Source organism: Streptomyces sp. WM6372, assembly GCF_001279655.1.
Lineage (GTDB): Bacteria > Actinomycetota > Actinomycetes > Streptomycetales > Streptomycetaceae > Streptomyces.
Window position 1 is genome coordinate 103,023 of the sequence record NZ_LGDB01000160.1, and the last position, 21,658, is coordinate 124,680.

Annotated in this window: 17 protein-coding genes; 3 read left to right on the forward strand and 14 right to left on the reverse strand. The window is 72.2% G+C overall.

Going from position 1 to position 21,658, the window contains the following annotated elements; genetic code table 11:
• Positions 1 to 195 precede the first annotated feature (195 nt).
• Together ADK52_RS13375 and ADK52_RS13380 are read right to left on the reverse strand one after the other, a co-directional pair.
• A complete protein-coding gene (locus ADK52_RS13375; RefSeq protein WP_063783831.1) occupies positions 196 to 744 on the reverse strand; it encodes a GlxA family transcriptional regulator in 549 nt (182 codons plus the stop codon).
• A 132-nt stretch (positions 745 to 876) separates the two neighbouring features.
• A complete protein-coding gene (locus ADK52_RS13380) occupies positions 877 to 2,946 on the reverse strand; it encodes a transcriptional regulator (RefSeq protein ID WP_234343710.1) in 2,070 nt (689 codons plus the stop codon).
• A 106-nt stretch (positions 2,947 to 3,052) separates the two neighbouring features.
• On the opposite strand from ADK52_RS13380, the gene ADK52_RS13385 reads away from it, so the two are divergent.
• Complete coding sequence (locus tag ADK52_RS13385) at positions 3,053 to 3,871, forward strand: alpha/beta fold hydrolase (protein ID WP_053689995.1); 819 nt, start codon at positions 3,053 to 3,055, stop codon at positions 3,869 to 3,871.
• A 109-nt stretch (positions 3,872 to 3,980) separates the two neighbouring features.
• Here ADK52_RS13385 and hisG read toward each other — a convergent pair whose 3' ends face one another.
• The 7 genes from hisG to ADK52_RS13420 all read right to left on the reverse strand — a co-directional run bounded on the left by hisG (position 3,981) and on the right by ADK52_RS13420 (position 11,951).
• On the reverse strand, positions 3,981 to 4,823 hold the full coding sequence (hisG, locus tag ADK52_RS13390; protein ID WP_053689996.1) for an ATP phosphoribosyltransferase: 843 nt from the start codon (positions 4,821 to 4,823) through the stop codon (positions 3,981 to 3,983).
• A 42-nt stretch (positions 4,824 to 4,865) separates the two neighbouring features.
• On the reverse strand, positions 4,866 to 6,200 hold the full coding sequence (locus ADK52_RS13395; RefSeq protein WP_053689997.1) for a hypothetical protein: 1,335 nt from the start codon (positions 6,198 to 6,200) through the stop codon (positions 4,866 to 4,868).
• Positions 6,197 to 7,204, reverse strand: coding sequence for an ATP-grasp domain-containing protein (locus tag ADK52_RS13400; protein WP_053689998.1), 1,008 nt, complete (start codon positions 7,202 to 7,204; stop codon positions 6,197 to 6,199). The genes ADK52_RS13395 and ADK52_RS13400 overlap by 4 nt, the downstream gene beginning before the upstream one ends.
• Before the next feature lie 97 nt (positions 7,205 to 7,301).
• A complete protein-coding gene (locus ADK52_RS13405; protein WP_053689999.1) occupies positions 7,302 to 8,486 on the reverse strand; it encodes an ATP-grasp domain-containing protein in 1,185 nt (394 codons plus the stop codon).
• Positions 8,479 to 9,681 (reverse strand): MFS transporter, encoded by a 1,203-nt coding sequence (locus ADK52_RS13410; RefSeq protein ID WP_053690000.1) that lies wholly within the window; start codon positions 9,679 to 9,681, stop codon positions 8,479 to 8,481. The genes ADK52_RS13405 and ADK52_RS13410 overlap by 8 nt, the downstream gene beginning before the upstream one ends.
• Complete coding sequence (locus tag ADK52_RS13415; protein ID WP_053690001.1) at positions 9,678 to 10,877, reverse strand: ATP-grasp domain-containing protein; 1,200 nt, start codon at positions 10,875 to 10,877, stop codon at positions 9,678 to 9,680. Before ADK52_RS13415 ends, ADK52_RS13410 begins: the two co-directional genes overlap by 4 nt.
• Positions 10,878 to 10,937: 60 nt before the next feature.
• Positions 10,938 to 11,951, reverse strand: coding sequence for a pyridoxal-phosphate dependent enzyme (locus ADK52_RS13420; RefSeq protein WP_053690002.1), 1,014 nt, complete (start codon positions 11,949 to 11,951; stop codon positions 10,938 to 10,940).
• A gap of 270 nt (positions 11,952 to 12,221) precedes the next feature.
• On the opposite strand from ADK52_RS13420, the gene proB reads away from it, so the two are divergent.
• Together proB and proC are read left to right on the forward strand one after the other, a co-directional pair.
• The gene (gene proB / locus ADK52_RS13425; protein WP_078988296.1) at positions 12,222 to 13,349 is read left to right on the forward strand and encodes a glutamate 5-kinase; all 1,128 of its coding nucleotides are present in this window, start codon (positions 12,222 to 12,224) and stop codon (positions 13,347 to 13,349) included.
• 55 nt (positions 13,350 to 13,404) lie between these two features.
• Positions 13,405 to 14,214, forward strand: a complete 810-nt coding sequence (gene proC, locus ADK52_RS13430) for a pyrroline-5-carboxylate reductase (RefSeq protein ID WP_053690004.1) — start codon at positions 13,405 to 13,407, stop codon at positions 14,212 to 14,214.
• A gap of 24 nt (positions 14,215 to 14,238) precedes the next feature.
• Here proC and ADK52_RS13435 read toward each other — a convergent pair whose 3' ends face one another.
• From ADK52_RS13435 to ADK52_RS13455, 5 genes are all read right to left on the reverse strand, one after another.
• Complete coding sequence (locus tag ADK52_RS13435) at positions 14,239 to 15,222, reverse strand: ABC transporter substrate-binding protein (protein ID WP_234343712.1); 984 nt, start codon at positions 15,220 to 15,222, stop codon at positions 14,239 to 14,241.
• Positions 15,223 to 15,244: 22 nt separating this feature from the next.
• A complete protein-coding gene (locus ADK52_RS13440) occupies positions 15,245 to 17,224 on the reverse strand; it encodes an ABC transporter permease subunit (protein WP_053690006.1) in 1,980 nt (659 codons plus the stop codon).
• A 67-nt stretch (positions 17,225 to 17,291) separates the two neighbouring features.
• The gene (locus ADK52_RS13445; protein WP_053690007.1) at positions 17,292 to 18,404 is read right to left on the reverse strand and encodes a quaternary amine ABC transporter ATP-binding protein; all 1,113 of its coding nucleotides are present in this window, start codon (positions 18,402 to 18,404) and stop codon (positions 17,292 to 17,294) included.
• Positions 18,401 to 19,927 carry a GMC family oxidoreductase gene (locus tag ADK52_RS13450; RefSeq protein WP_053690008.1) on the reverse strand — a complete coding sequence of 509 codons (1,527 nt, stop codon included), beginning with the start codon at positions 19,925 to 19,927 and terminating at the stop codon, positions 18,401 to 18,403. The genes ADK52_RS13445 and ADK52_RS13450 overlap by 4 nt, the downstream gene beginning before the upstream one ends.
• The gene (locus ADK52_RS13455) at positions 19,924 to 21,432 is read right to left on the reverse strand and encodes an aldehyde dehydrogenase family protein (protein ID WP_053690009.1); all 1,509 of its coding nucleotides are present in this window, start codon (positions 21,430 to 21,432) and stop codon (positions 19,924 to 19,926) included. The genes ADK52_RS13450 and ADK52_RS13455 overlap by 4 nt, the downstream gene beginning before the upstream one ends.
• Positions 21,433 to 21,658 lie beyond the last annotated feature (226 nt).

The window sequence follows — 21,658 nt, forward strand, 5'->3', positions numbered from 1 at the left end:
CGGTGCGGCCGCCCGAGCTCAAACCATTTTGCCGACCCGAAACCCCAGAGGGGTGTCTGCGGAGTCGAGTACCACAGCGTCCGGGGTCGTTGCGTGACAACGGGATCGACGCCTTGCCGAAGGGGCGGCCGGACTCGGCACCGCGGCGACCGGCCGCGGGGATCGCGTCCCGTGCGGTCGTCGACTTTGGCGGCATCAACGGTCGCTCAGAGCAGGGGAATGGAACGTCCCGCAGTAGGTGCGCGGCGGAACCCCGACGTGTGCCTTGAAGAGGGTCCGGAAGGTGGCCGGCGTGCCCGGGCCGCAGCGCCGGGCGACGGCTTCGACCGTCAGGTCGCTCGATTCCAGGAGCTCCCGTGCGAGGCCGAGCCTTGCGTCGAGCAGCCAGCGCATGGGGGGCCGGCCGGTGTCGGCGTGGAAGCGACGGATGAGCGTGCGGCGGGACACGCCGGCCCGGCGCGCCAACTGGTCGACGGTGAGCGGCCGGTGCAGGTGGCCGAGGGCCCACTCGTACACCGTCGCCGGTCCGTCGGAGGCGGACACGGTCACCGGCAGGTCGGCGAACTGGGCCTGACCGCCGGCGCGGTGGGGGGCCGTGACCAGCAGGCGGGCCCGCTGGTTCGCCAGACGGGCGCCGTGATCGCGGCGGACGAGGTGCAAGGACAGGTCCAGGCCCGCGGCGACGCCGCCCGAGGTCAGTACCTGGCCTTCGTCGATGTACGGCTCCTCCGGCTCCACCGTCACGACGCCGGCAAGGCGGCGGCTGGGTCCACGTCGTGGACGACCCGTTCTTCGGCCGACCTTCTCGGGCGGCCCGCGTCCGGGCGCTCAGGGCGGGCCACGGCCCCCGCTCCGACGGCCGCCCGCGTTCACCCATCAGATGGACCACGGGGAAGATGCGCGCGGGTCGGGGACGTAGACGCAGTAGGTCCCCGTGCGGATCGTGCGGTCGAGGTGGTCACCGAGGGCCGGAGAGGCTTCGCGGAGGCGGCCGATGGCCTTGCGCACGGCCTGGGTGACGGCGGCGCGGGCCCGTTCGGAGGCGGCGCCGGCGTGCCGGTCGCGCCCGCCGAGCCCGACGGCCCGGGCGAGTTCGTCGATCAGGAATCCGCGTTCGAATGCGGCCTGTTCCCTTCTGGCGATGTCGTTGTCGGCGCGGGCCTCCTCCATGTCGTCCTCGATCTCGGCGAGCCGCCGGCGGTACATCTGCTTGGCGCGGTCGTCCAGGAGGGGACCGGCGTCGCCGGCGCGGGCGAGCCCGGCGGCGGCGACGGGGTCGGCGGTGTCCGCGGCGGTGAGGTCGAGGACGTGGATCTCCCGGCCCGGCGCGGCGAGCAGCCGGGCGAGGTGGTGCATGCCCTTGCTGTCGCGGACGGTCACGCGCCGATCGTCGAAGACGACCTTCCAGTACTCGCCCTCCCGGACGAACGTGTCCGGCTCGGCCGGGAGCGGCTCGGCCGCATCCGGCTCAGCCGAGTCAGCCGAGTCAGCCGAGTCAGCCTGCGGCTCGACGGCCCCGGGCGCGCGGGCCATCCGAGCGAGCTCGGTACGCGCTGCCTCCCGCTCAAGGCTCTCGGCCTGGAGGTTGCCCAGGGCGCCCTGCGCGTCCGCGAGGCGAAGACGGCACTCGGCCGTCTCGTAGGGGGCGCCGACCTCGCTCCAGCCGCGGACGGCGTCGGCGAAGGACGCCGACGCGCCTGCCGCATCGCCCTCGGCGAGCAGGACCTCCCCGCGGGCTCGCAGGGCCGACGCGGCGAGCGCCTTGCTTTCGAAGCGGACCGCCACCTCCTCCAGCTCGCGGGCCGCGACCCGCGCCGTCTCCGGGTCGGCGCGGGCAACGGCGATCCTGACCTGTGCGTCGAGCAGCGGTGCCCGGCGCAGCTCGGAGGTGGGGGGCAGTTCCTTCGACGGCACCGGCAGCGGCCGGGCCAGCGCCTCCCGGATCGCTTCGGCCGCGGTGTCGACGTCGCCGCCGGCGAGCCGGACGAGCGACAGACCGGGTTCGGGATCCCACCCGAGGCGATGTGCGGCGCGCAATGCCTCCTCGGCACCGGTCAGGTTGCCGCGCCGCAGCCGGATCCGGCCCAGTTCCGTCAGCGGCCACCCCATCTCGCGCCGCACGTACGGGCGCAGCTCGTCGCAGGCCGTCAGCACCTGCTGCTCGGCGCTCGCGCACTGGCCCCGCAGGCGCAGGATCTCGGCCCGGTGCACCCGGCACCGGCCGTGCAGGCTGCCGATCGCGTTCGTGCGCGCCCACCGCTCCATCGCCTCGGTCCACTGCTCGGCCAGGTCGTACTGGGCCAGGCCCTGGAGTGCGCAGACCACCTCGCAGTAGACGACTCCGGTCGACAGCGGGTCGAGGTCGCCGGACATCGCCGCGGTGCCGGCATCGCCCAGGAGCTCCAGACCCCGTCCGACGTCGCCGTCGAGGATCACCAGCCGGGCCTGGGCCACGCGCCCGACCGCCGCTGCCGCCGGATCGGTGTGCGAGCCGGTCTGGATCGCCCGCTCCGCCCAGTCCCGTGCCGCTTCGAGGTCGCCGCTGAGGCAGCGCTCGAAGGCGCGCACCGCCGCGAACCAGGCGTGCGCTCCGGTCACCGGCGTGGGGTCGAGGAGGCGCTCCGCACGGCGCAGCCAGCCCCGTACGGGTGCCATGAGGGCGGTGTCGAACAGCAGGTGCATGGCGACGCGTACGGCGGCCCCGGCCGCGGCGGTGTCCTCGCCGAGCCGGGACAGTTCGCCGTGGAGCTGCTCCCAGGTCTCGATCGTGACGTCGAGGTGTCCGGCGGCGTACGCGACGTCGGCGAATTCGGCGAGCTCCGCCGGACCGAGGCCGCCCGCTTCCCGGGCCTCCAGATACCCGGCGTAGGCGTCCGCCCACGCTCCGCGGGCGGAAGCGTTCCGCGCCCGCTCCAGGGCGTTCGCGTCCCCGGTGGCTTGGATCACGGGCAGTCCCTCGATCCCAGGGTGGTCGGTCGCGGCGGTACCGGTTACGGCGGTAACCGTCCCGCTTACGCCTCCATGGTGAGCCACAACCGCACAGGAGGTCATCATGGACACCGTCACGGTCAACGACATCCGGCTGGCGCACGAGATCCGCGGAACCGGGGAGCCGGTCCTGCTCATCAGCCCGGTCCTCGCCGACGGGTTCGTCCCGCTCGTCGCCGAACCGGCACTCGCCGAGCGCCACCAGCTCATCCGGTACCACAAGCGGGGCTGGGGCGGCAGTACCCACACCCCCGGGCCGGTCGCCATCGCCGACCACGTCGCCGATGCCATCGGGCTGCTCGACCACCTCGGCATCGAGCGCACCCACGTGGCCGGGCATTCGAGCGGCGCCGCCGTCGCCGCCCAGATGGCCCAGGACCACCCCGACCGCATCGCCACGGTCTCCCTGCTGGAGCTCTCCCTGCTGTCGGTGCCGGCGGGCGCGGCGTTCTTCGCCCAGGCGGCGCCAGCCTTCCAGGCGTACGCTGACGGGGACGCCGAACGCGCCCTCGGGCTGTTCCTGTCCCTGGTCAGCGGAATGGACCGGGACCGCTGCCGGGCCCTGCTCGACGAGCGCCTGCCGGGCAGCATCGAGCAGGCGGTCAAGGACGCCGACACGTTCTTCGGGGTCGAGCTCCCCGCCCTGGCCGAATGGCGGTTCGGCCCCGACGACGCCGCGGAGATCCGCCAACCGGTGCTTTCCGTACGGGGAAGCGACACCCGACCGCTGTGGGTCGAGGTCGCCGCGTTCCTCGGCTCGAACGTCCCCGATGTCGAGGAGCGCGTCATCGACGGAGTGGGACACCTGCTCCACATCGAACGGTCCCGGCCGGTCGCCGAGGCCCTGGCCGGCTTCCTGGCCCGCCACCCGCTCACGCGCTGACTTCCGGCGCCGCGCCGCACCGCGATGCAAATCAACGCAAAGCAAAGCAAAGCGATGCGATGCGATGCGATGCGAAGACCCTCACCCGGTGCGCACGTCCGGCGGTTCCTCAGAGCCGGCAGGCGTGGATCGCCGTGGTGAGGATCGCGCGGGCGCCCAGTGCGTAGAGGCCGTCCATGATCTGCTGCGCCTCCTTGGCCGGGACCATGGCCCGGACGGCGACCCACCCCTCGTTGTGCAGCGGGGAGACGGTGGGCGCTTCGAGCCCGGGGGTCAGGGCGACCGCGTCCTCCAGGTGTTCGGCGCGGCAGTCGTAGTCCATCATCACGTAGGAGCCGGCCACCAGGACGCCCTGGAGGCGCCGCAGGAACTGCAGGGCCCTGGGATCCTCCGTCCCCGGCCGGCGGACGAGGACGGCCTCCGATTCCATGATGGGCTCGCCGATCACTTCGAGACCGGCGTTGCGCAGCGAGGTTCCGGTCTCGACCACGTCCGCGACCACCTGGGCCACGCCCAGCTCGACGGCGGTCTCCACGGCGCCGTCGAGGTGGACGACCGAGGCCTGGATGCCGCTGTTCGCCAGGTGCTTGGCCACGATGTTCTCGTACGAGGTGGCGATCGTCAGGCCGTCGAAGTCGGCCGTGTCCCGCGCCGATCCTGGCTTGACCGCGTAGCGGAACGTCGACCGGGCGAAGCCGAGCGCCAGGACCTCCTCGGCGTTGACCCCCGACTCCAGCAGCAGGTCGCGGCCGGTGATGCCCAGGTCGAGCCGCCCCGCGCTGACGTACACGGCGATGTCCCGGGGGCGGAGGTAGAAGAACTCGACCTGGTTCACGGGATCGACCAGGACGAGCTCCTTGGCCTCCTTGCGCTGCTGGTAACCGGCCTCCCTCAGCATGTCCGAGGCCCGCTCGGACAAGGAGCCCTTGTTGGGAACCGCGATCCTTAGCATCCGTCAGAACTCCTTGTGTGCGAACGGGGGGTGGGGTGCCGGCTAGGGGGTGTCGAAGGTCAGGACCCCGGCCGCCTCCGCGCCGCTGGAGGCGTTGATCGCCGAGGCGGACCTCGGCGGGGCCTGGCGCAGGAAGGTCCCGGCGAAGCGGCCGCCGAAGACCAGGGGTGCCAGGACGACCTCGCGCCCGGCCGGGTCGGCTCCGGGCACGTCGACGACGGCGGGTCGCAGCCGGCGCTGGAGGACGTAGGTCTCGCGCGGGTCGGCGAGGCGTTCCTCCAGCAGGGCGCGCCACTGACCGTCGTCGTGGGTGAATCCGAAGGCCAGGTCCTTGCCCCCGTAGGCCGAGGCGGGTTTGCAGATGAGCTCCTCGCGCTCCGCGAGGGCGCGGCCGAGGGTGTCCGCCCGCAGCCGGAAGGTCACCGGGACGTGCGCCCGTGCCAGGTCCCGCTCCTTGTCGGTGAGGAGGTGGTCGAACTCCGGCTCGGTGAGCAGGGCCAGGTTGGCCTTGTTGTCGTGGAGGGCGGTCGCCGGGGCGCCGATGAAGTCGATCTTCTCGGCGATGTCGAGTTCCATCAGCCTGCGGGTGAGGGCGGGCGGGACGTACTTCTTGGTCTCGTGCCAGGTGTACATGGTGACGACCACGTCGACCCGCTTGCCCTCGAACGAGGCTCCCTCCTCGTCGAGTTCCAGGTCGGTGACGAGGCCGCAGCTGATCTCGTACCCGCCCGAGCGGATCATGTCGACGAAGAAGCGCCGGCCCGAGTCGGAGTCCGCGGGGTTCGCGATCGCCTCGAACACGTGGAGCGGCCGCTCCGTGTCGTGGTCCCGCAGGAGGCCGACGAACATGTCCAGCCAGACGTGCGAGGTGGCGGCGGCGGCCGGGGTGAGGCCGCGCTCCGCGAGGAAGCGGGCGTAGTCCGAGTCCAGCGTGGCCTCGGCGTAGGGGGCGATCGTGCTCATGCCGCCCATCGGCGTGGAGACGTTCAGTTCGACGAGCTGGAGTCCGTCGTCGGTCACCACCAGGTCCGGCCGCATGACCGCCGTGGCCGTACGGCCCGTCCGCGGGTGGCGCAGCGCGCTGATCATCAGCTCCGCGTCATCGGCGGGGACGCCGAGGTACCCGGCCCAGGCCTCCAGGTCGTCGCCGAAGACGCGGCGCGGGAAGTCCGAGACCAGCTCGGCGAGGCTCAGGCCCAGGTCGGTGACCTCGTCGGCGGCGGCCCCGTGGAAGACGACGGGCGGGTACGCGTGGACCCAGCCGGGGCGGTGCAGTCGCTTCTGGAATCGCTCGTTGTCCGCGTCGGCCGCGCCGGTGGCGGCGAACTCCCTCCAGGCGGCGGTGGCCCGCGGGTCGAGCGAGGACCAGGCGGTCACGAGATCTTCCCGGCGGCGCGCAGGGCGGCGAGCACGGCGTTGACGGTCTCGGAGGACTGGTCGACGCCGGTGGCCCGGAAGGAGTAGTTGAGCCCGCCCGGGTTCACCAGGTTGAACTCCATGATGTACGGGTAGGCCATGTCGATGCCGGAGTAGAAGATGCCCAGGTCCATCATGCGCTTGCCGAGGGCCCGGACGAACTCGTCCTCCTCCGGGGTCAGGGTGAGGCCCTCGAACTTGGTGCCGAGCGTGACGTTGGCGCGGTCGTCGTTGTCGAAGTGGAAGCGGCGGAAGCCACAGACCGGCACGTCGCCGGCGATGATCACGCGCTTCTCGTTGCTGCGGACGTTGGGGATGTACTCCTGCACGGCCGTGTACCGCTTGGAGAGCCCGATGATGTTGCGGCTGTACATCTCGTAGCGCGGCACGGCGTTGCCGGTGGCGGCCTGGAGCAGGGCGGGGCGGTTGCGCTCGTTCTTGTTGACGAAGTACACGCCCGCGCCGCAGCCCTCGTTGGTGGGCTTGAGCACCCAGGTGCGGTTCTCGTCGGACTCGACCAGCTCGGTGAGGTACTCGAAGTCGTTCGACACGTAGGAGGAGGGCAGGTGCTCCGCGGGGACCGCCGCGCCCAGAGTGATCTTGGAGTTGAGGTAGAAGAGGGCGGAGGCGTCGTTGACGAAGGGGACGCGCTGGTTGAGCAGCCAGAGCAACTGGAAGGAGTCGGCGAGCGCCTCGGGGTGGGTGCCGGTGAGGACCCAGACCAGGTCGAAGTCCTCGGCGGAGGCGTAGGACTCGCTCAGCGCGGGGAAGTCGTGGCCGGTCAGGTACTCCTCGCTGAGCCGCACCCGGTCGACGACCACGGTGTTGTCGTGCAGGCAGAGGGTGTCGATGTCGCCGATGTGGACGTCGTGCCCCTCACGGTGGAGCGCGCTGGGAATGATCGAGTGGTTGTCGAGCCGGAATTTCGCAGCCTCGGAGACGAGGACCAGGATCTTGTACGACATGGGAAGTGCCTTTCGGGCGCTGGCCTGTTGGCGTGCTGGTGCGAGTGGATGGGGGGCTGGGGTCGAGGGGCGGGAGCGGCGGAGCGGACGGGGAGGCTCAGCGGCCGGCGGTGAGGGTGCGTACGGCGAGGTCGAGACGGCTCTCCAGCTCCTCGCGGTTCGCGCCGTGGGCGACCACGAAGCCGTGCCGGTCCCCGGACCGGTGCACCTCCGGGGGGAGTTGGCCCGCCGGGACGGCGACGGCGACCTCCGTGACCCCGGGCAGGGCGGCCACCTTCGCGGCCTCCGCGTCCGTGACCGTGACCGGCGCCGTACGGTCGAAGGTGACGTAGCGGATCCCGGCGACCCGGTCGCGGGTGGGGGCTCCCGGGACGGGCAGTCCGAGGCCGTCGGCCATCGCCTGTTCGAAGACGTCCTCGCCGAGGGCCAGGTCCAGCATGTCGCTGATGCGGTCACCTCCGGGGCGGCCGTGCGACTCGATGAGGCGGGGCCCCTTGGCCGTGAGCATGACCTCGGTGTGCGAGGGGCCCGTACGGTAGCCCGCCGCGTCCAGGGTCGCGGTGACCAGGGCGGCGACGGCCTCCTCGTCCTGCGGGGCGAGCCGTACGGGCAGGGTGTGGCCGGTCTCGACGAATCCGGGGGCGCCGGTGGTCGCCTTCTCCGTGATCGCGAGGATCCGGTGGCCCGCGGACGAGCTCGTCGCCTCCACGCTGTACTCGGTCCCCACGAGGAACTCCTCGACGAGGTGCGGGGACGTGAAGTCCAGTGCGGCCAGGTAGGTGTCGAGCTCCCGCGGCTCCGCGAGCTGCCGCACCCCGGCGCTGCCGGTGCCGTCGGCCGGCTTCACGATGCAGGGGTAGCCGATGTGCTCCACGGCCGGGCGGATCTGGCTCTTGTCCGTGCACAGCCGGTACGCGACGGGCGCGCCGGCCCGGTCTCCGACCGCGGACCTCAGCTTCGCCTTGTCCTTGAACGCCTCCATGGCCTCGGGCGGGTTGCCCGGCCAGCCGAGGCGCCGGTTGACCAGCGCGGCCACGACGCAGCCGATTTCGCCGAAGCCGAAGCAGCTGACCGGGGCCGGCAGGTCCAGGGCGCGGAGCCGGTCGATGAGGTCCTCGGGATCGGTCGTCCACGGGGAGTGGAAGGCCAGTCCCGCTCCGTCCGCGGGGAGCGGCCTGCCGGGTTCGGGGACGGTCACGGTGGCGGCGCCCAGCTTCCGGGCCGCGGTCAGGACATGGCTGCGGGGGTTGAGCAGCACGACGGTCGGCTGTGTGTCAGGCATGGCGCGTACGCACTTTCGGTAGGAGGAGACAGATCGCCGCGGCGGCGAGGGAGGACCCGACGAGCAGCAGCCACACCTCGCTGCCGCCCCGCGCGCTCTGCAGCAGGTAGCCGCCCGCGCTGGAGCCGAAGAGGCTGCCCAGGGCTCCGGCGGCGCTCATCGTGCCGAGTGCGAGTCCGGTGCGGCGGGTGGCGGCGGCGTTGACCGCCTGCTCGTCGAGGCTGGGGCCGATCAGCATCTCCGCCAGCGTGACCGGCACCACGAAGGCGAGCAGCGAGTACCACCCGGCGAGCGGTATCAGCGTGGCGTAGGCGCAGGCGAAGGCGAGGAAGCCGAGGACCAGCAGGGTGCGGGCGGTCGCGCGGCGGAAGACGTGGCGCAGCAGGGTGTACTGGAACAGCACGACGAGCAGGCCGTTGGCCGTGAAGACCACCGAGATCGCCGCGGTGCTGCCGGTCATCTCGTTCGCGGTGATCGGGAGCAGGACGTTGAGCTGGCTGTAGATCGCCCAGTACGCGACCCCCAGCCCGCACAGGGGCAGCCACTGGCGCAGTGTCCCCGGCGTGCTGGGCGCACCGTCAGCCGCCCGGGCGGGGGCGGGGGCCCGTCCCGCGGCGGGCCGTGACCGGGAGGCCGTCACGGACCGTCGCAGGAGCAGGCAGGTGCCGAGGACGAGGTGCGAGAGCACGCAGGCCGCCAGGATCCAGCCGAACCCGAGCGGGTACACCGCGGCGCCCAGCGCGGGCCCGGCCACGACGCCGACGTTCACGAACGTCGAGCGCAGCGCGAGCATCGTGCGCGGATCGGCGCCGTCCTGCGAGACGAGCAGCGTCTTGGTCGACAGGCCCAGCAGCGAGCCGCCGACCCCGACGGCGACGATCCCGGCGACGAGCGGCGCCGGAGCGCCGGCGCCGCCGAGCCCGAGGAGCACGTAGCCGAGGACGCGCAGCAGGAAGCCGGCGGACATCACCCGGTGGGCGCCGAACCGGTCGACCAGCAGCCCGGTCAGGAGCGAGAACGCCTGGCCGGAGAAGGCGAGCAGACCGACCAGGAAGCCGGTGCGGCCCGCCGGGATGCCCTGCGCCGTCAGTTCGATGGCCAGCAGGGGCAGGAACATGAAGGTGGTCAGGCCGGTGAAGAGCACCGCCACCAGCAGGAGGCGCGCGGTGGGCGACGCCTCTCGCCAGGCGTTCACGGCGCGGGGAGCCGGGCGGGTCCGTCGGCCTCGATCAGGTTGTCCAGGATCCACTCCTCGGCCTGGAGCAGGCGCTGCTCCACCTCGGCGGTGTCGGCTCCGCGGACCAGGGCGAAGCAGAGGTGGGAGGTGCTGTTCTGGGCCACGGCGCCGAGCGCGAGCTGCTCGTTGACCTGGTAGTGCTCGACCCAGTCGAACGGCAGGGTCCGCGGTGCGCGCACCGGGCGGCCCTGGGGGACGATGCCGATGGAGCCGCGGAGTTCGGCCGGTGGGGCGGTCGGCGCGGGGTCCACCGGCAGACCGCAGGACAGCCGCAGCCAGGTGGCGTGCAGATCCAGGCCGTAGGTCAGGCGGGTGAGGGCGGGGATGCGGGAGCCGCCGACGCGCGAGGCGATCTCGCACAGCACGAACTCGTCCTCGGGCGTGCGGAACACCTCGAGGTGGTAGGCGCCGACTTCCGGGGTGTCGAAGGCTTCGAGGACCCGGTCGAGGAACTCCTCAAGCCGCTGGGAGAGTTTGCCGGCCGGGTCGAGCTGGAGGGAGCCGTTGTTCTGGCCGGAGAGGACGCCGAGGCAGTCGCGCAGGTACCGGGAGGAGGCCACGAAACGGTAGCCGGGCGCCAGGATCGCGTCGACGTGGTAGATCTCGCCGTCGACGAAGTCCTCGACCATGAGGTCCTCGCGCCAGTGGCGGCGGCTGAACTCCATCAGGCCGTCCTCGTCGCGCAGCACCACGATGTCGCGCGAACCGCCCTGGCTGACCGGCTTGACGACGACGGGGTAGTCGTTCTCCTCGATGAACCGGGTGAGGTCGACGATCGTCGCCAGCCGGGCGTATCGCGGGGTGGCGACGGTGCGGCCCGCGGTCTGCTTCATGACGACCTTGTCGCGGAACTGCCGTGCGCTGCGCGCCGACTGGCCGGGAATGCCGAGGTCCTCCCGGATGCGCGCGGCCCGTTCGAGGTCGTACTCGTTGTCGGTGATGACGTGGGAGAAGGACCGGGTCCGCGCCAGCTGCCGGATGCGCAGTTCGGCGTAGGGGACGAACTCGCAGTCCTCGACGTGTTCGTAGGAACCGAGCCCCGCAGTGTGCGCGAGCGGGTTGTGGCTGAAGACGTGGAGCCCGTTCGCCAGCTCGTGGAGCATGGCCGGATAGTCGTGCTGGGCGCCATAATTGATGATGGCGACATCGGTCATGGTGCGGCCTCTGATTCTTTACGGGGGAATTCGGCGATCCCGGGTCGGCCGAGCGGGCATTCAGCCCTGCAGGGCGAGCACCGGAAGGTCGTCCTCGACGCTGTACGGCCGTCGGCCCCAGTTCATCGTGCACCAGGGTCCGGTCATCTCCTCCAGTGCGGAAATGACGACGGGCCGGTACTCCGGGTCCTTGACGAGCGGTCCGTCGGGCGGGAAGACCTGCTTGATGTAGCGGTGTCCCGGGTCGGCGGCCATGAAGACGACGGGGCCGCCGGCGGGTTCGGTCGAGCGGATGTACCGGGCGGCCTGCCAGCCGGCTCCGGCGGACAGTCCGGCGAAGACGCCCGTGGTGGAGAGCAGGTGGCGGCAGCCCGCGGCCGACACGTCGAAGTCGACCCAGTGGATGTCGTCGTAGGCGCTGTAGTCGATGTTGTCGAAGCGGATCCCGCTGCCGATGCCGGCGATGATGAAACCGTCGAGCGGGAAGTTCTCGGAGCCGAAGGAGCGGCTGCCGAACGGCTGGATGCCGGCCACCCGGACGTTGGGGCACGACTCGCGCAGGTAGCGGCTCATCGCGCTGGTCGAGGCGCCGGTGCCGACGCCGCCGACCAGGGTCATCTCGGCCCATCCCAGCTCCTTGAGGAGCAGCTCCGCGACGTGTTCGTAGCCGGCGTAGTGCACGTCGTCGTGGTACTGCTGCATCCAGTACGCGTCCGGGTTGCGCCGGAGGTAGTCGTGGACGAGCCGGACGCGGGCCTCCTGGTCGTGCTGGAGGTTGCCTCCGCCGCCGGAGACCTGGTCGTAGGTGGCACCGAGGTACTTGAGCTGGGTCTTGATCCCGTCGTCCACCGCGACGGAGGCGAAGACGTGGCACTTCAGTCCCAGTTCCCGGCAGACCAGGGCGAGCGCGTGGCCGTAGATGCCACTGGAGCTGTCGACGAGGGTCTGCCCGGGCCGGATCACCCCGCGCGCCAGCAACTCCTTGACCGCGCGGTAGACCGAGGTCACCTTCATGACCTCGAACCGGAGGACATATATGCCGTCGCCGAGATCTATCAGATCCGGTTGTGCCATTTTCTCCGTGAATGACGTGAACACCGAACTCCCTGCCTCCTTCCTCTTTTTGCTGTGGGCCTACTGATGCCCAGCAAAAATGAGACCGGTGGCTACCGAATCGATCCCGGACCATTCCCGGGGAGCGGGAACGAAACGGGAACGGATCATGGCTGAATCGGAGCCCCACAGCCGCTGCCACCGCCCCACGGCCGCCGCCCCACCGCCCCGAGGAGAGCTCCCGTGACATCCGAAGCAGCGCCGGACGGACCGCGCACCGAGCGTGCGGACGTGGCCGGGGCCCACCGGATCGTGGTCAAGATCGGCTCGTCCTCGCTCACCTCGGGCTCCGGACGGCTCGATCCCGCCCGGCCGGCGGCCCTGGTCGAGGTCCTGGCCGCGCTGCACCGGCAGGGCAAGAGCGTCGTCCTGGTGTCGTCCGGCGCCGTCGCGGCGGGACTCGCGCCGCTGGGGCTGACCACGCGGCCCACCGAGCTGTCCGAGCAGCAGGCGGCGGCCAGTGTCGGCCAGGGGCTGCTCATGGGCACGTACGGCTCGGAGTTCGGCCGTTACGGCATCCAGGTGGGGCAGGTCCTGCTCACGGCCGGGGACATCACCCGCCGCGACCACTACCACAACGCCCGGCGCACCCTGAAGAAGCTCATGCTCATGGGGATCGTGCCGGTCGTCAACGAGAACGACGTGGTCGCCACCCACGAGGTCCGCTTCGGCGACAACGACCGGCTCGCCGCCCTGGTCGCCGAGTTGATCGGCGCGGACCTGCTCGTCCTCCTCTCCGACGTGGAGGCGCTGTACGACGGGGACCCGCTGGCCCCCGGCACCGGCCCGATCTCCGAGATCCGCGGGCCCGCCGACCTCGCCGGGATCCGTACGGGCACCCCGGGGCGCTCGGGCGTCGGTACGGGCGGCATGGGGGCCAAGGTCCAGGCGGCGATGACCGCCGCGAGCGCCGGGATCCCCGTCGTACTGGCCGCCGCCGGGCAGGCCGCACGGGCGCTGGCGGGCGCGGAGACGGGCACGTACTTCCACGCCGCCCGGCAGCGGCCCGCCGAGCAGCTGTTCTGGCTGGCCCACGCCACGGAGCCGCAGGGCCGGATCGTCCTCGACGCCGGCGCCGTGCGGGACGTGCGCGAGCACGGCCGGCCCGTGCTGTGGACCGGAGTCACCGCCGTCGAGGGGCGGTTCGGCGCGGGCGACCCGGTGGACCTCGCCGACGGCGCGGGCAGGCCCGTGGCGCGCGGCCTCGCCCGGCTGGACTCCGGCGATCTGATCCGGCTGCTCGCCGGGTTCCCCGTACCGCAGGACGGGCCCGCGGCCGTGGCCTGTCCCGAGGTCGTCGGTGCGCAGGACGTGGCCCTGTTCGCGCCGCACGCGTACGCGGGGACGGGTACGGGGTGACCAGGCCGGCCGGCCCCTTCTTCTCTTCGTCACTTCCACCACGAGGGAGCAAGTCATGACGTGCAAGGTCGCCGTGCTCGGCGCGGGCAAGATGGGTGAGGCGCTCCTCGGCGGCCTGCTGCGCTCCGGCTGGCCGGCGCAGGCGCTCGGCGTCACCTGCCGCCGCAAGAAGCGGGCCGCCGAGATCGAGGCGCGCCACGGAATCGCGGCGCTGGGCAACACCGACGCCGCCGCGTGGGCCGATGTGCTGATCCTCGCGGTGAAGCCGCAGGACATGGGCGCGCTGCTGGCGGAGATCGCCCCCGCGATCGCCCCCGGGACCCTGCTGATCAGCGTGGCGGCCGGGCTCCCCACGGCCTTCTTCGAGGAGCGGGTCCCGGCCGGCGTCGCGGTGGTCCGGGCGATGCCCAACACGGCGGTGCTGGTCGACGAGGGGATGACCGTCCTCTCCGGTGGCAGCCACGCCTCGCAGCAGCACGTGGAGCGGGCCGCGGACCTGTTCCGCGGCGTCGGCCACACCCTCACCGTGCCGGAGTCCCAGCAGGACGCCGCGACCGCCCTCTCGGGGTCGGGGCCCGCCTACTTCTACTTCCTCGTCGAGGCGATGACCGATGCGGGCGTCCTGCTGGGGCTGCCGAGGGACAAGGCCCACGAGCTCGTCGTCCGCAGCTCCGTGGGTGCCTCGGTCATGCTGCGCGACTCCGGCACCCACCCCGTCAAGCTCCGTGAGGCGGTCACCTCACCCGCCGGTACCACCATCAGCGCGGTGCGGGAGCTGGAACGGCACGGGGTGCGCGCCGCGCTGATGGCGGCCCTGGAAGCCGCTCGTGACCGCAGCAGCGAGCTGGCGGCCTCGTACACGTGAGCGTAGGCGTGGGCCGAACCGGTGTCAGGACGGGAGCCACGTCCGCCACGTGGCCTCGTTCTCCTTCACCCAGCGGGCCGCCGCCTCCTGCGGCGCCAGCTTCTCGTCCGCGATCATCAGGGCGACGTCGTTCTGCATCTCGGTCGTCCAGCGGAACTTCTTCAGGAAGGCGGCGGCGTCACCTCCGCCGTCCGCGAAGCGGGCGTTGAGGAACTTCTGCAGCGGGGTGTGCGGGTACGCGCAGGCCACCTTCTCCGTGTCGGTGTCACAGCCCTCCTCGTGGGCGGGCAGCTTCACCTCCGTCATCGGGACCTTCTCGAACAGCCACTGGGGCTTGTACCAGTAGCTCAGGAACGGCTTCTTCTCCTTGGCGAACTGCCGGATCTGCGTGATCTGCGCCGCCTCCGAGCCCGCGAACACGACCTGGTAGTCCAGGCCCAGGTTCTTCACGAGCGCCTTGTCGTTCGTCACGTAGGACGGGGAGCCGTCCAGCAGCTGGCCCTTGCCGCCGCTCTCCGCGGTCCTGAAGTCGTTCGCGTACTTGTTCAGGTTCTTCCAGTCGGTGACGTCCGGGTGTTCCTCGGCGAAGTACGTCGGCACGAACCAGCCGATGTGGCCGGTGACCCCGAGATCGCCGCCCCGCTTGATCGTCGCCTTGTCGTCGACGTAGCGCTTCTCCTGCTCCGGGTGGCCCCAGTCCTCCAGGATGGCGTCCACCCGGCCCTGGCTGAGCGCGTCCCAGGCGGGTACCTCGTCGATCTGGACGGTGTCCACCCGGTAGCCGAGCTCGTGCTCCAGCAGGTACTGGGCGACGGCCACGTTGGCCTGCGCGCCCACCCACGACTGCACGGACAGCGTCACCGTGCGGGAGCCCTTGGCATCGGCGTACGGGGAGGCCTGGCGGGTCATGTCGGCGGCGCCGCAGCCGGTGAGGGCCGTCAGGGCGACGGCGGCCGCGAGGGCGGCGCAGCGGGTACGAGTCCCGGTGGAGCGTGCGCGCGTACGCATGCGGGTGCGAGTGTGAGCCATCTCAGGCCCCCTTTCCGGCGGGGTCGCGGCGTTGCGTCGGCTGGGTGACGCGGTCGAGCACCAGGCCGAGGCAGACGATCGCCGCACCGGCGACCAGGCCGGTCGCCAGGTCACCCTGGGCGAGGCCGAAGACCGCGTCGTAGCCGAGCGCCCCGCCGCCCACGAGACCGCCGATGACGACCACGGCGAGGACCAGTACCACGCCCTGGTTGACGGCCAGCAGCAGAGCGGGCCGGGCCAGCGGCAGCTGGACCTGGAGCAGTTGCTGGCGCCCGGTCGCGCCCAGCGAGCGCGAGGACTCCAGAGCGGCCGGGTCCACGGCGCGCACGCCCTGGGCCGTGATCCGGACCACCGCGGGCAGCGCGTAGACCACGGCGGCCGCGACCGCCGGGGCGCGGCCCACCCCGAACAGGGCGACCACGGGGATCAGGTACACGAACTGCGGCATGGTCTGGAAGACGTCGAGGACCGGACGCAGGGCGCGTCCCAGCCGGCTGCTGCGGGCCGCGGCGACCCCGAGCGCGAAGCCGAGCAGCAGCGTCACGGCGACGGCGGCCAGTACCTGGGACAGCGTGTCGAGCGCCGGGTCCCATACGCCCAGCACGCCGATCGCGGCCATGGCGAGGACGGCGGTCACGGCGGTGCGCCAGGTACCGATGAGCAGCGCGAGGACGCCCACGGTCAGCAGGACCGCCCACCAGGGCAGCCACTGCAGGCCGTGGCGCAGGGGGTTGAGGACCCATGTGGTGAAGTGCCCCGCCCAGTCGGCGGTGCCGCCGACGAGGGGCACGCCGGAGTAGAGGTGGGCGGTCATCCAGTCGACGGCCCGGTTGACGGGTTCGGCGATGCCCACCGTCCACCCGTCGGGCCAGGAGAGCCGGTCGGACAGGCGCCCCGCGACGGCGACGGCGGCGGTCACCGCGGCCGCGGCGGCCCAGCCGAGCCGGGACCGGCCGGCCCCGGCCGCGCCGATCCGCTCCCCCGCCGCGGCGGTGACCCGGTCCAGGACGATGGCGAGCAGCACGATCGGGATGCCGGCGGCGAGCGCGGCGCCCACGTCGACGGAGGCCAGCGCCTGGTAGACGCGGTCGCCGAGGCCGCCCGCACCGATGACGGACGCGATCACGGCCATACCGAGCGCCATCATGATCGACTGGTTGACGCCGAGCAGCAGTTCCTTGCGGGCCAGCGGCAGCCGGGCCGTCAGCAGCCGCTGCCGGCCGGTGGCGCCGAGGGAGGTGGCGGCCTCCACGACGCCGGCGTCCGCGTCGCGCAGGCCGAGCGCGGTGAGGCGGGCCATGGGCGGGGCGGCGTAGACGACGGTGGCGAGGACGGCGGCGGGCACGCCGATGCCGAAGACCAGGACGACGGGCAGCAGGTACGCGAAGGCCGGCAGCACCTGCATGGTGTCCAGCACGGGCCGCAGGATCCGGTGCATCCGGTCCGACAGGCCGGCGGCCAGCCCGAGGAGGCCTCCGAGCAGTACGGAGGCGGCGACGGCGACGACCATCAGGGCGAGCGTCTGGAGGGTCGGCACCCACATGCCGAGCAGTCCGCAGACGGCGAAGGCGGCGACGGAGGTCAGCGCGAGCCGGACGCCCGCGACGCGCCAGGCCAGCAGCCCGGCGGCGGCGGTGACGCCGGCCCAGCCGAGGGCGAGCAGCACCAGGTACACCGCGCGGACGGACACGACCACGAGGTTGCTGACGTGGCCGAGGAAGTAGAGGAAGAGCGGGTGGCCGTCACGGTTGTCGATGATCCAGTCGCTGGCGCGGTCGAGCGGTCCGGACAGGTCGACGGCGAGCGACGCCGGCCAGCCGCCGCCGCCCAGAAGCAGGGAACCGAGGACGAGTGCGAGGGCCGCGCCCGCGCCGATCAGCCGGCCGCGGTGGCGCGCGAGCGCGCGCAGCGCACCGGTCCTGGTGCCGTCGGCGGTCGTGGAGCCCTTGGTGGTGGCAGGGGTGGTGGCGGTGGCGGTCATCGGCCCCACCGTCCGGCGTCGGCGCCGGTCGTGCCGCCCGGCGGCGGCCAGGTCGTATGGGCGTACATCAGGCCACCGCCCTTCGCGTCGCGACCGGGACCCCGGCGACGACACCCAGGAGTCCCGCGTGGTCGACCACGCCGAGGCACCGGCCGTCTTCGACGATCCGCGCGTTCTCGCCCGTACGGGCGACGGCCTCGATGGCCTCGTGGACGGTGGCACCGGGGTCCAGCGCGGGACCGGCCTCGTGCTCGCCGGCGAGGGCGGGGCGCATCGCCGAGCGGACGGTCAGCACCTGCTCGCGCGGTACGTCCCGGACGAAGTCCCTGACGTAGTCGTCGGCGGGGGCGCCCACGATCTCCTCCGGCGTGCCGAGCTGCACGATCCGGCCGTCGCGCATCAGCGCGATGCGGTCGCCGAGCTTCAGCGCCTCGCTCAGGTCGTGGGTGATGAAGACCATCGTGCGTCCCTCCTCCCGGTGCAGGCGTACGACCTCCTCCTGCATGTCCCGCCGGATGAGCGGGTCCAGCGCGCTGAACGGCTCGTCGAACAGCAGGACTTCCGGGTCGACGGCGAGTGCGCGGGCCAGTCCGACGCGCTGCTGCTGGCCGCCGGACAGCTGGCTCGGTCTGCGGTGCTCCATGCCGTCCAGGCCGACCTTGGTGACGAACTCCGCCGCCCGCTCGCGCCGTTCGCCGCGTCCCACGCCCTGGATCTCCAGTCCGTAGGCGATGTTGTCGAGCACCGTCCGGTGCGGCAGCAGCCCGAAGTGCTGGAAGACCATCGCCGCCCGGTGCCGGCGCAGCTCGCGGAGCCGGCCGGTGTCCATGGACAGCACGTCCTCCCCGTCGATGGAGATCGTGCCCGAGGTCGGCTCGATGAGCCGGGTCAGGCAGCGTACGAGCGTCGACTTGCCCGAGCCCGACAGGCCCATGACGACGAAGACCTCGCCCTTGCGGACGTCGAAGGAGACGTCGCGGACGGCGGCGGTGCAGCCGGTGCGCTCGCGCAGCTCGGCGGCGTCGAGGGCCCCGAGCTCCTTGTCGGCGGGCACGCGGTCGGCCTTCGGACCGAAGACCTTCCACAGGTCGCGTACGGAGAAGACCGGGTCCGCGGGTGTCCGCGGCGGGGTGGTCGTGGCGCCGTGCGGCGCGCTGTGCGAAGTGCTCGCAGTGTTCATCGGGGTGTGCCTCCCAGCAGGTCGGCGCATTTCTCGCCGACCATGAGGACGCCGATCATCGGGTTCACGGCGGTCATGGTGGGGAAAACGGACGCGTCGGCGATCCGGATGCCGTCGAGGCCCCGGATCCGCAGGTCGGGCGCGACGACGGCGAGTTCGTCGTCGACGGCGCCCATCCGGCAGGTGCCGGCGGGGTGGTAGACGGTGTGCGCGACGTGGCGGGCGTACGCGCTGAGCTCCTCGTCGGAGGTCACCTCGGGACCGGGGCACACCTCGCGCTTGAGCCAGCCGGCCAGCGGTTCGCTCGCGGCGATCCGCCGGGCGATGCGGATGCCGTCGACGAGGGTCCGGCCGTCGTAGTCGTCCTCGTCGGTGAAGTACCGGAAGTCGAGCGCGGGCTTGTCCTCGGGGTCGGCGCTCGTCAGGTAGAGCCGCCCGCGGCTGCGCGGCTTGGGGATGTTCGGGGTCATCGACACGCCGTGCGCGGGCCGTTCGTAGCCGATGCGCTCGGGGTTGTCGGTGAAGGGGATCTGGTAGAAGTGGAACATCAGGTCCGGGCCTTCGCCCTGCGGGTCCCGGCGGACGAACAGTCCGGCGTCGGAGTCCATCGCGGAGTTCTCCGGGATCGGACCGTGCGTCTCCCACACGATGACCGACTCGGGGTGGTCCAGCAGGTTCTCGCCGACGCCCGGCAGGTCGTGCACGACGGGGATGCCGAGCTTCTCCAGGTCGGCGCGCGGCCCGATGCCGGAGTGGAGCAGCAGGCGCGGGGTGTCCACGGCCCCGGCGCACACCAGGACCTCGCGCCGGGCGCGTACGACGCGCTCCGCGCCCTCCTTGGTACGGATGTGCACGCCGGTCGCGCGGGTGCCCTCCAGCTCCAGCCGGAACGCCCAGGTCTCCAGGGCGATGTGCAGGTTCGGCCGGTCCAGGAACGGGTGCAGATAGGCGACGGAGGCGGAGGAGCGCTTGTTGTCCTCCGGGTGGTAGGCGAGGTCGAAGAAGCCGGCGCCCTCGTGGAAGGGGGCCCTGTTGAAGCCCTCGACGCGCGGTACGCCGAGCGCGGTCTGCGCCGCGTCGACGAAGTCCCGGGCGATCGCGTTCCGGTCGGCCTCGTCGACCGGAACGATGTTGTTGCGCAGCCGGGCGAAGTACGGATCCATGGCGGCCGCGTCCCACCCCTCGGCACCGGCCTGCGCCCACTCGTCCCAGTCGGAGGGCAGCGGCTTGAACGCGATGAGGGTGTTGTGCGAGGAACAGCCGCCCAGCACCCGCGCACGGCTGTGGCGGATGTGCGAGTTGCCCCGGGGCTGCTCGGTGGTGGGGTAGTCGTAGTCCAGCTCACCGCCGAGCAGGCCCATCCAGCGGCGCAGGGTGAGGACGTCGTCGCGGCCGACGTCACTGGGGCCGCCCTCGATGACGGCGACGCTGACGTCCGGGTCCTCGGTCAGCCGGGAGGCGATCACGGAACCCGCGGTGCCGCCGCCGACGACGACGTAGTCGTACACGTGCTCGTCGTTCATGCCTGGTCCTTCTCCGTCGCGCCCGCGAACCAGCGCACGGGGCGCGGGGCGAGGTTCTGGTAGATGTGCTTGGCCTCGCGGTATTCGCCGAGACCGCCGGGGCCCAGTTCGCGGCCGATGCCGGACTTTCCGAAGCCGCCCCATTCGGCCTGCGGCAGGTAGGGGTGGAAGTCGTTGATCCAGACGGTGCCGTGGCGCAGCCGGGCCGCGACCCGCCGGGCGCGGTCCCCGTCGGAGGTCCACACCGCTCCGGCGAGTCCGTACTCGGTGTCGTTGGCGAGGGCGACGGCCTCTTCCTCGGTGCGGAAGGTCTCCACGGTGAGGACGGGGCCGAAGACCTCCTCGCGGACGACGCGCATGCCGCGGTGGCACCGGTCCAGGACGGTGGGCCGGAAGAAGTAGCCGGGACCGGCCGGCTTCTCGCCGCCCGCGCGCAGGACCGCGCCCTCGGCGAGGGCGGAGGCGACGTACTCCTCGGTCCTCGCCAACTGGGCCGCGGAGACGAGCGGTCCGCACTCGACGCCCTCGTCGGTGCCGCGCCCGAGGCGGATCAGCTGTGCCCGGCGGGCGAGCTCGGCGACGAAGCGGTCGCGCAGCGGCTCCTCGACGATGAGGCGGGAGCCGGCGGAGCAGACCTGGCCGCTGTGGATGAAGGCGGCGTTGAGCGCCTGGTCGACGGCGGTGTCGAACGCTTCGGGCGTCGAACAGGCATCGGCGAACACCACGTTGGGGTTCTTGCCGCCCAGTTCGAGGGCGACCTTCTTCACGCTGTCGGCGGCCGCCCTGGCGACCTTCGTGCCGCTGACGAGACCGCCCGTGAACGAGATGAGGTCGACATCGGGGTGTTCGGCGAGCCGCGCGCCGACCGTGCCGCCGGGACCGGTGACGATGTTGGCCGCGCCGAGCGGGAGTCCGGCCTCCAGCAGCAGTTCGATCAGCGCGACGGTGGTCAGCGGGGTGATCTCGCTGGGCTTGATGACGAACGTGTTGCCTGCGGCGAGGGCGGGCGCGATCTTCCAGCTGGCCTGGAGCAGCGGGTAGTTCCACGGCGTGATCAGGGCGCAGACCCCGACCGGCTCGTGCACGACGACGCTGCGGATCTCGTCCGAGCCGGCGTCGACGACCCGTCCGCCGTTCTCGCTCGCCACGAGGTCGGCGAAGTAGAGGAAGGCGTCGCGGACGCAGTCGACGTCGACGCGGCCCTCCTCCAGGGTCTTGCCCGCGTCCTGGCTCTCCAGGGCTCCGATCCGCTCGCGGTCGCGCTCCAGCAGGGCGGCGACCCGCCGCAGCAGGGCGGCCCGCTCGGCGACCGGCGTACGCGGCCAGGCGCCGTCGTCGAACGCGGCCCGTGCCGCGGCCACCGCTTCGTCGGTGTCCTGGACGCCGCCCTCCGCCACGACCGCGAAGGCGGTCGCGTCGACGGGGTCGATGATCTCGCGCGTGGCTCCGGAGAGGGCTGCGCGCCACTCTCCGCCCACGTGGATGCTCTGTTGTGCTGCGGTCACGTTGCGTATTGCCTTTCGTCCTCTGGATCCCCCTGCCGGTTGCCCGACCCGATCCGGCCGCGTGCCCCGGCTCCCGGCATCCATGCGCAATGCCTTGCGGAGAGTGATCTTGTTCACCCTCGAAGACGGGGCAAATAGGGACATGCAAGGCAGTTCGCACGGCCCTGGCTTCACAGAGGTTGACAGCCGCCACAGACGGTCACGCAGGGTAGCGGGAGACGAACAG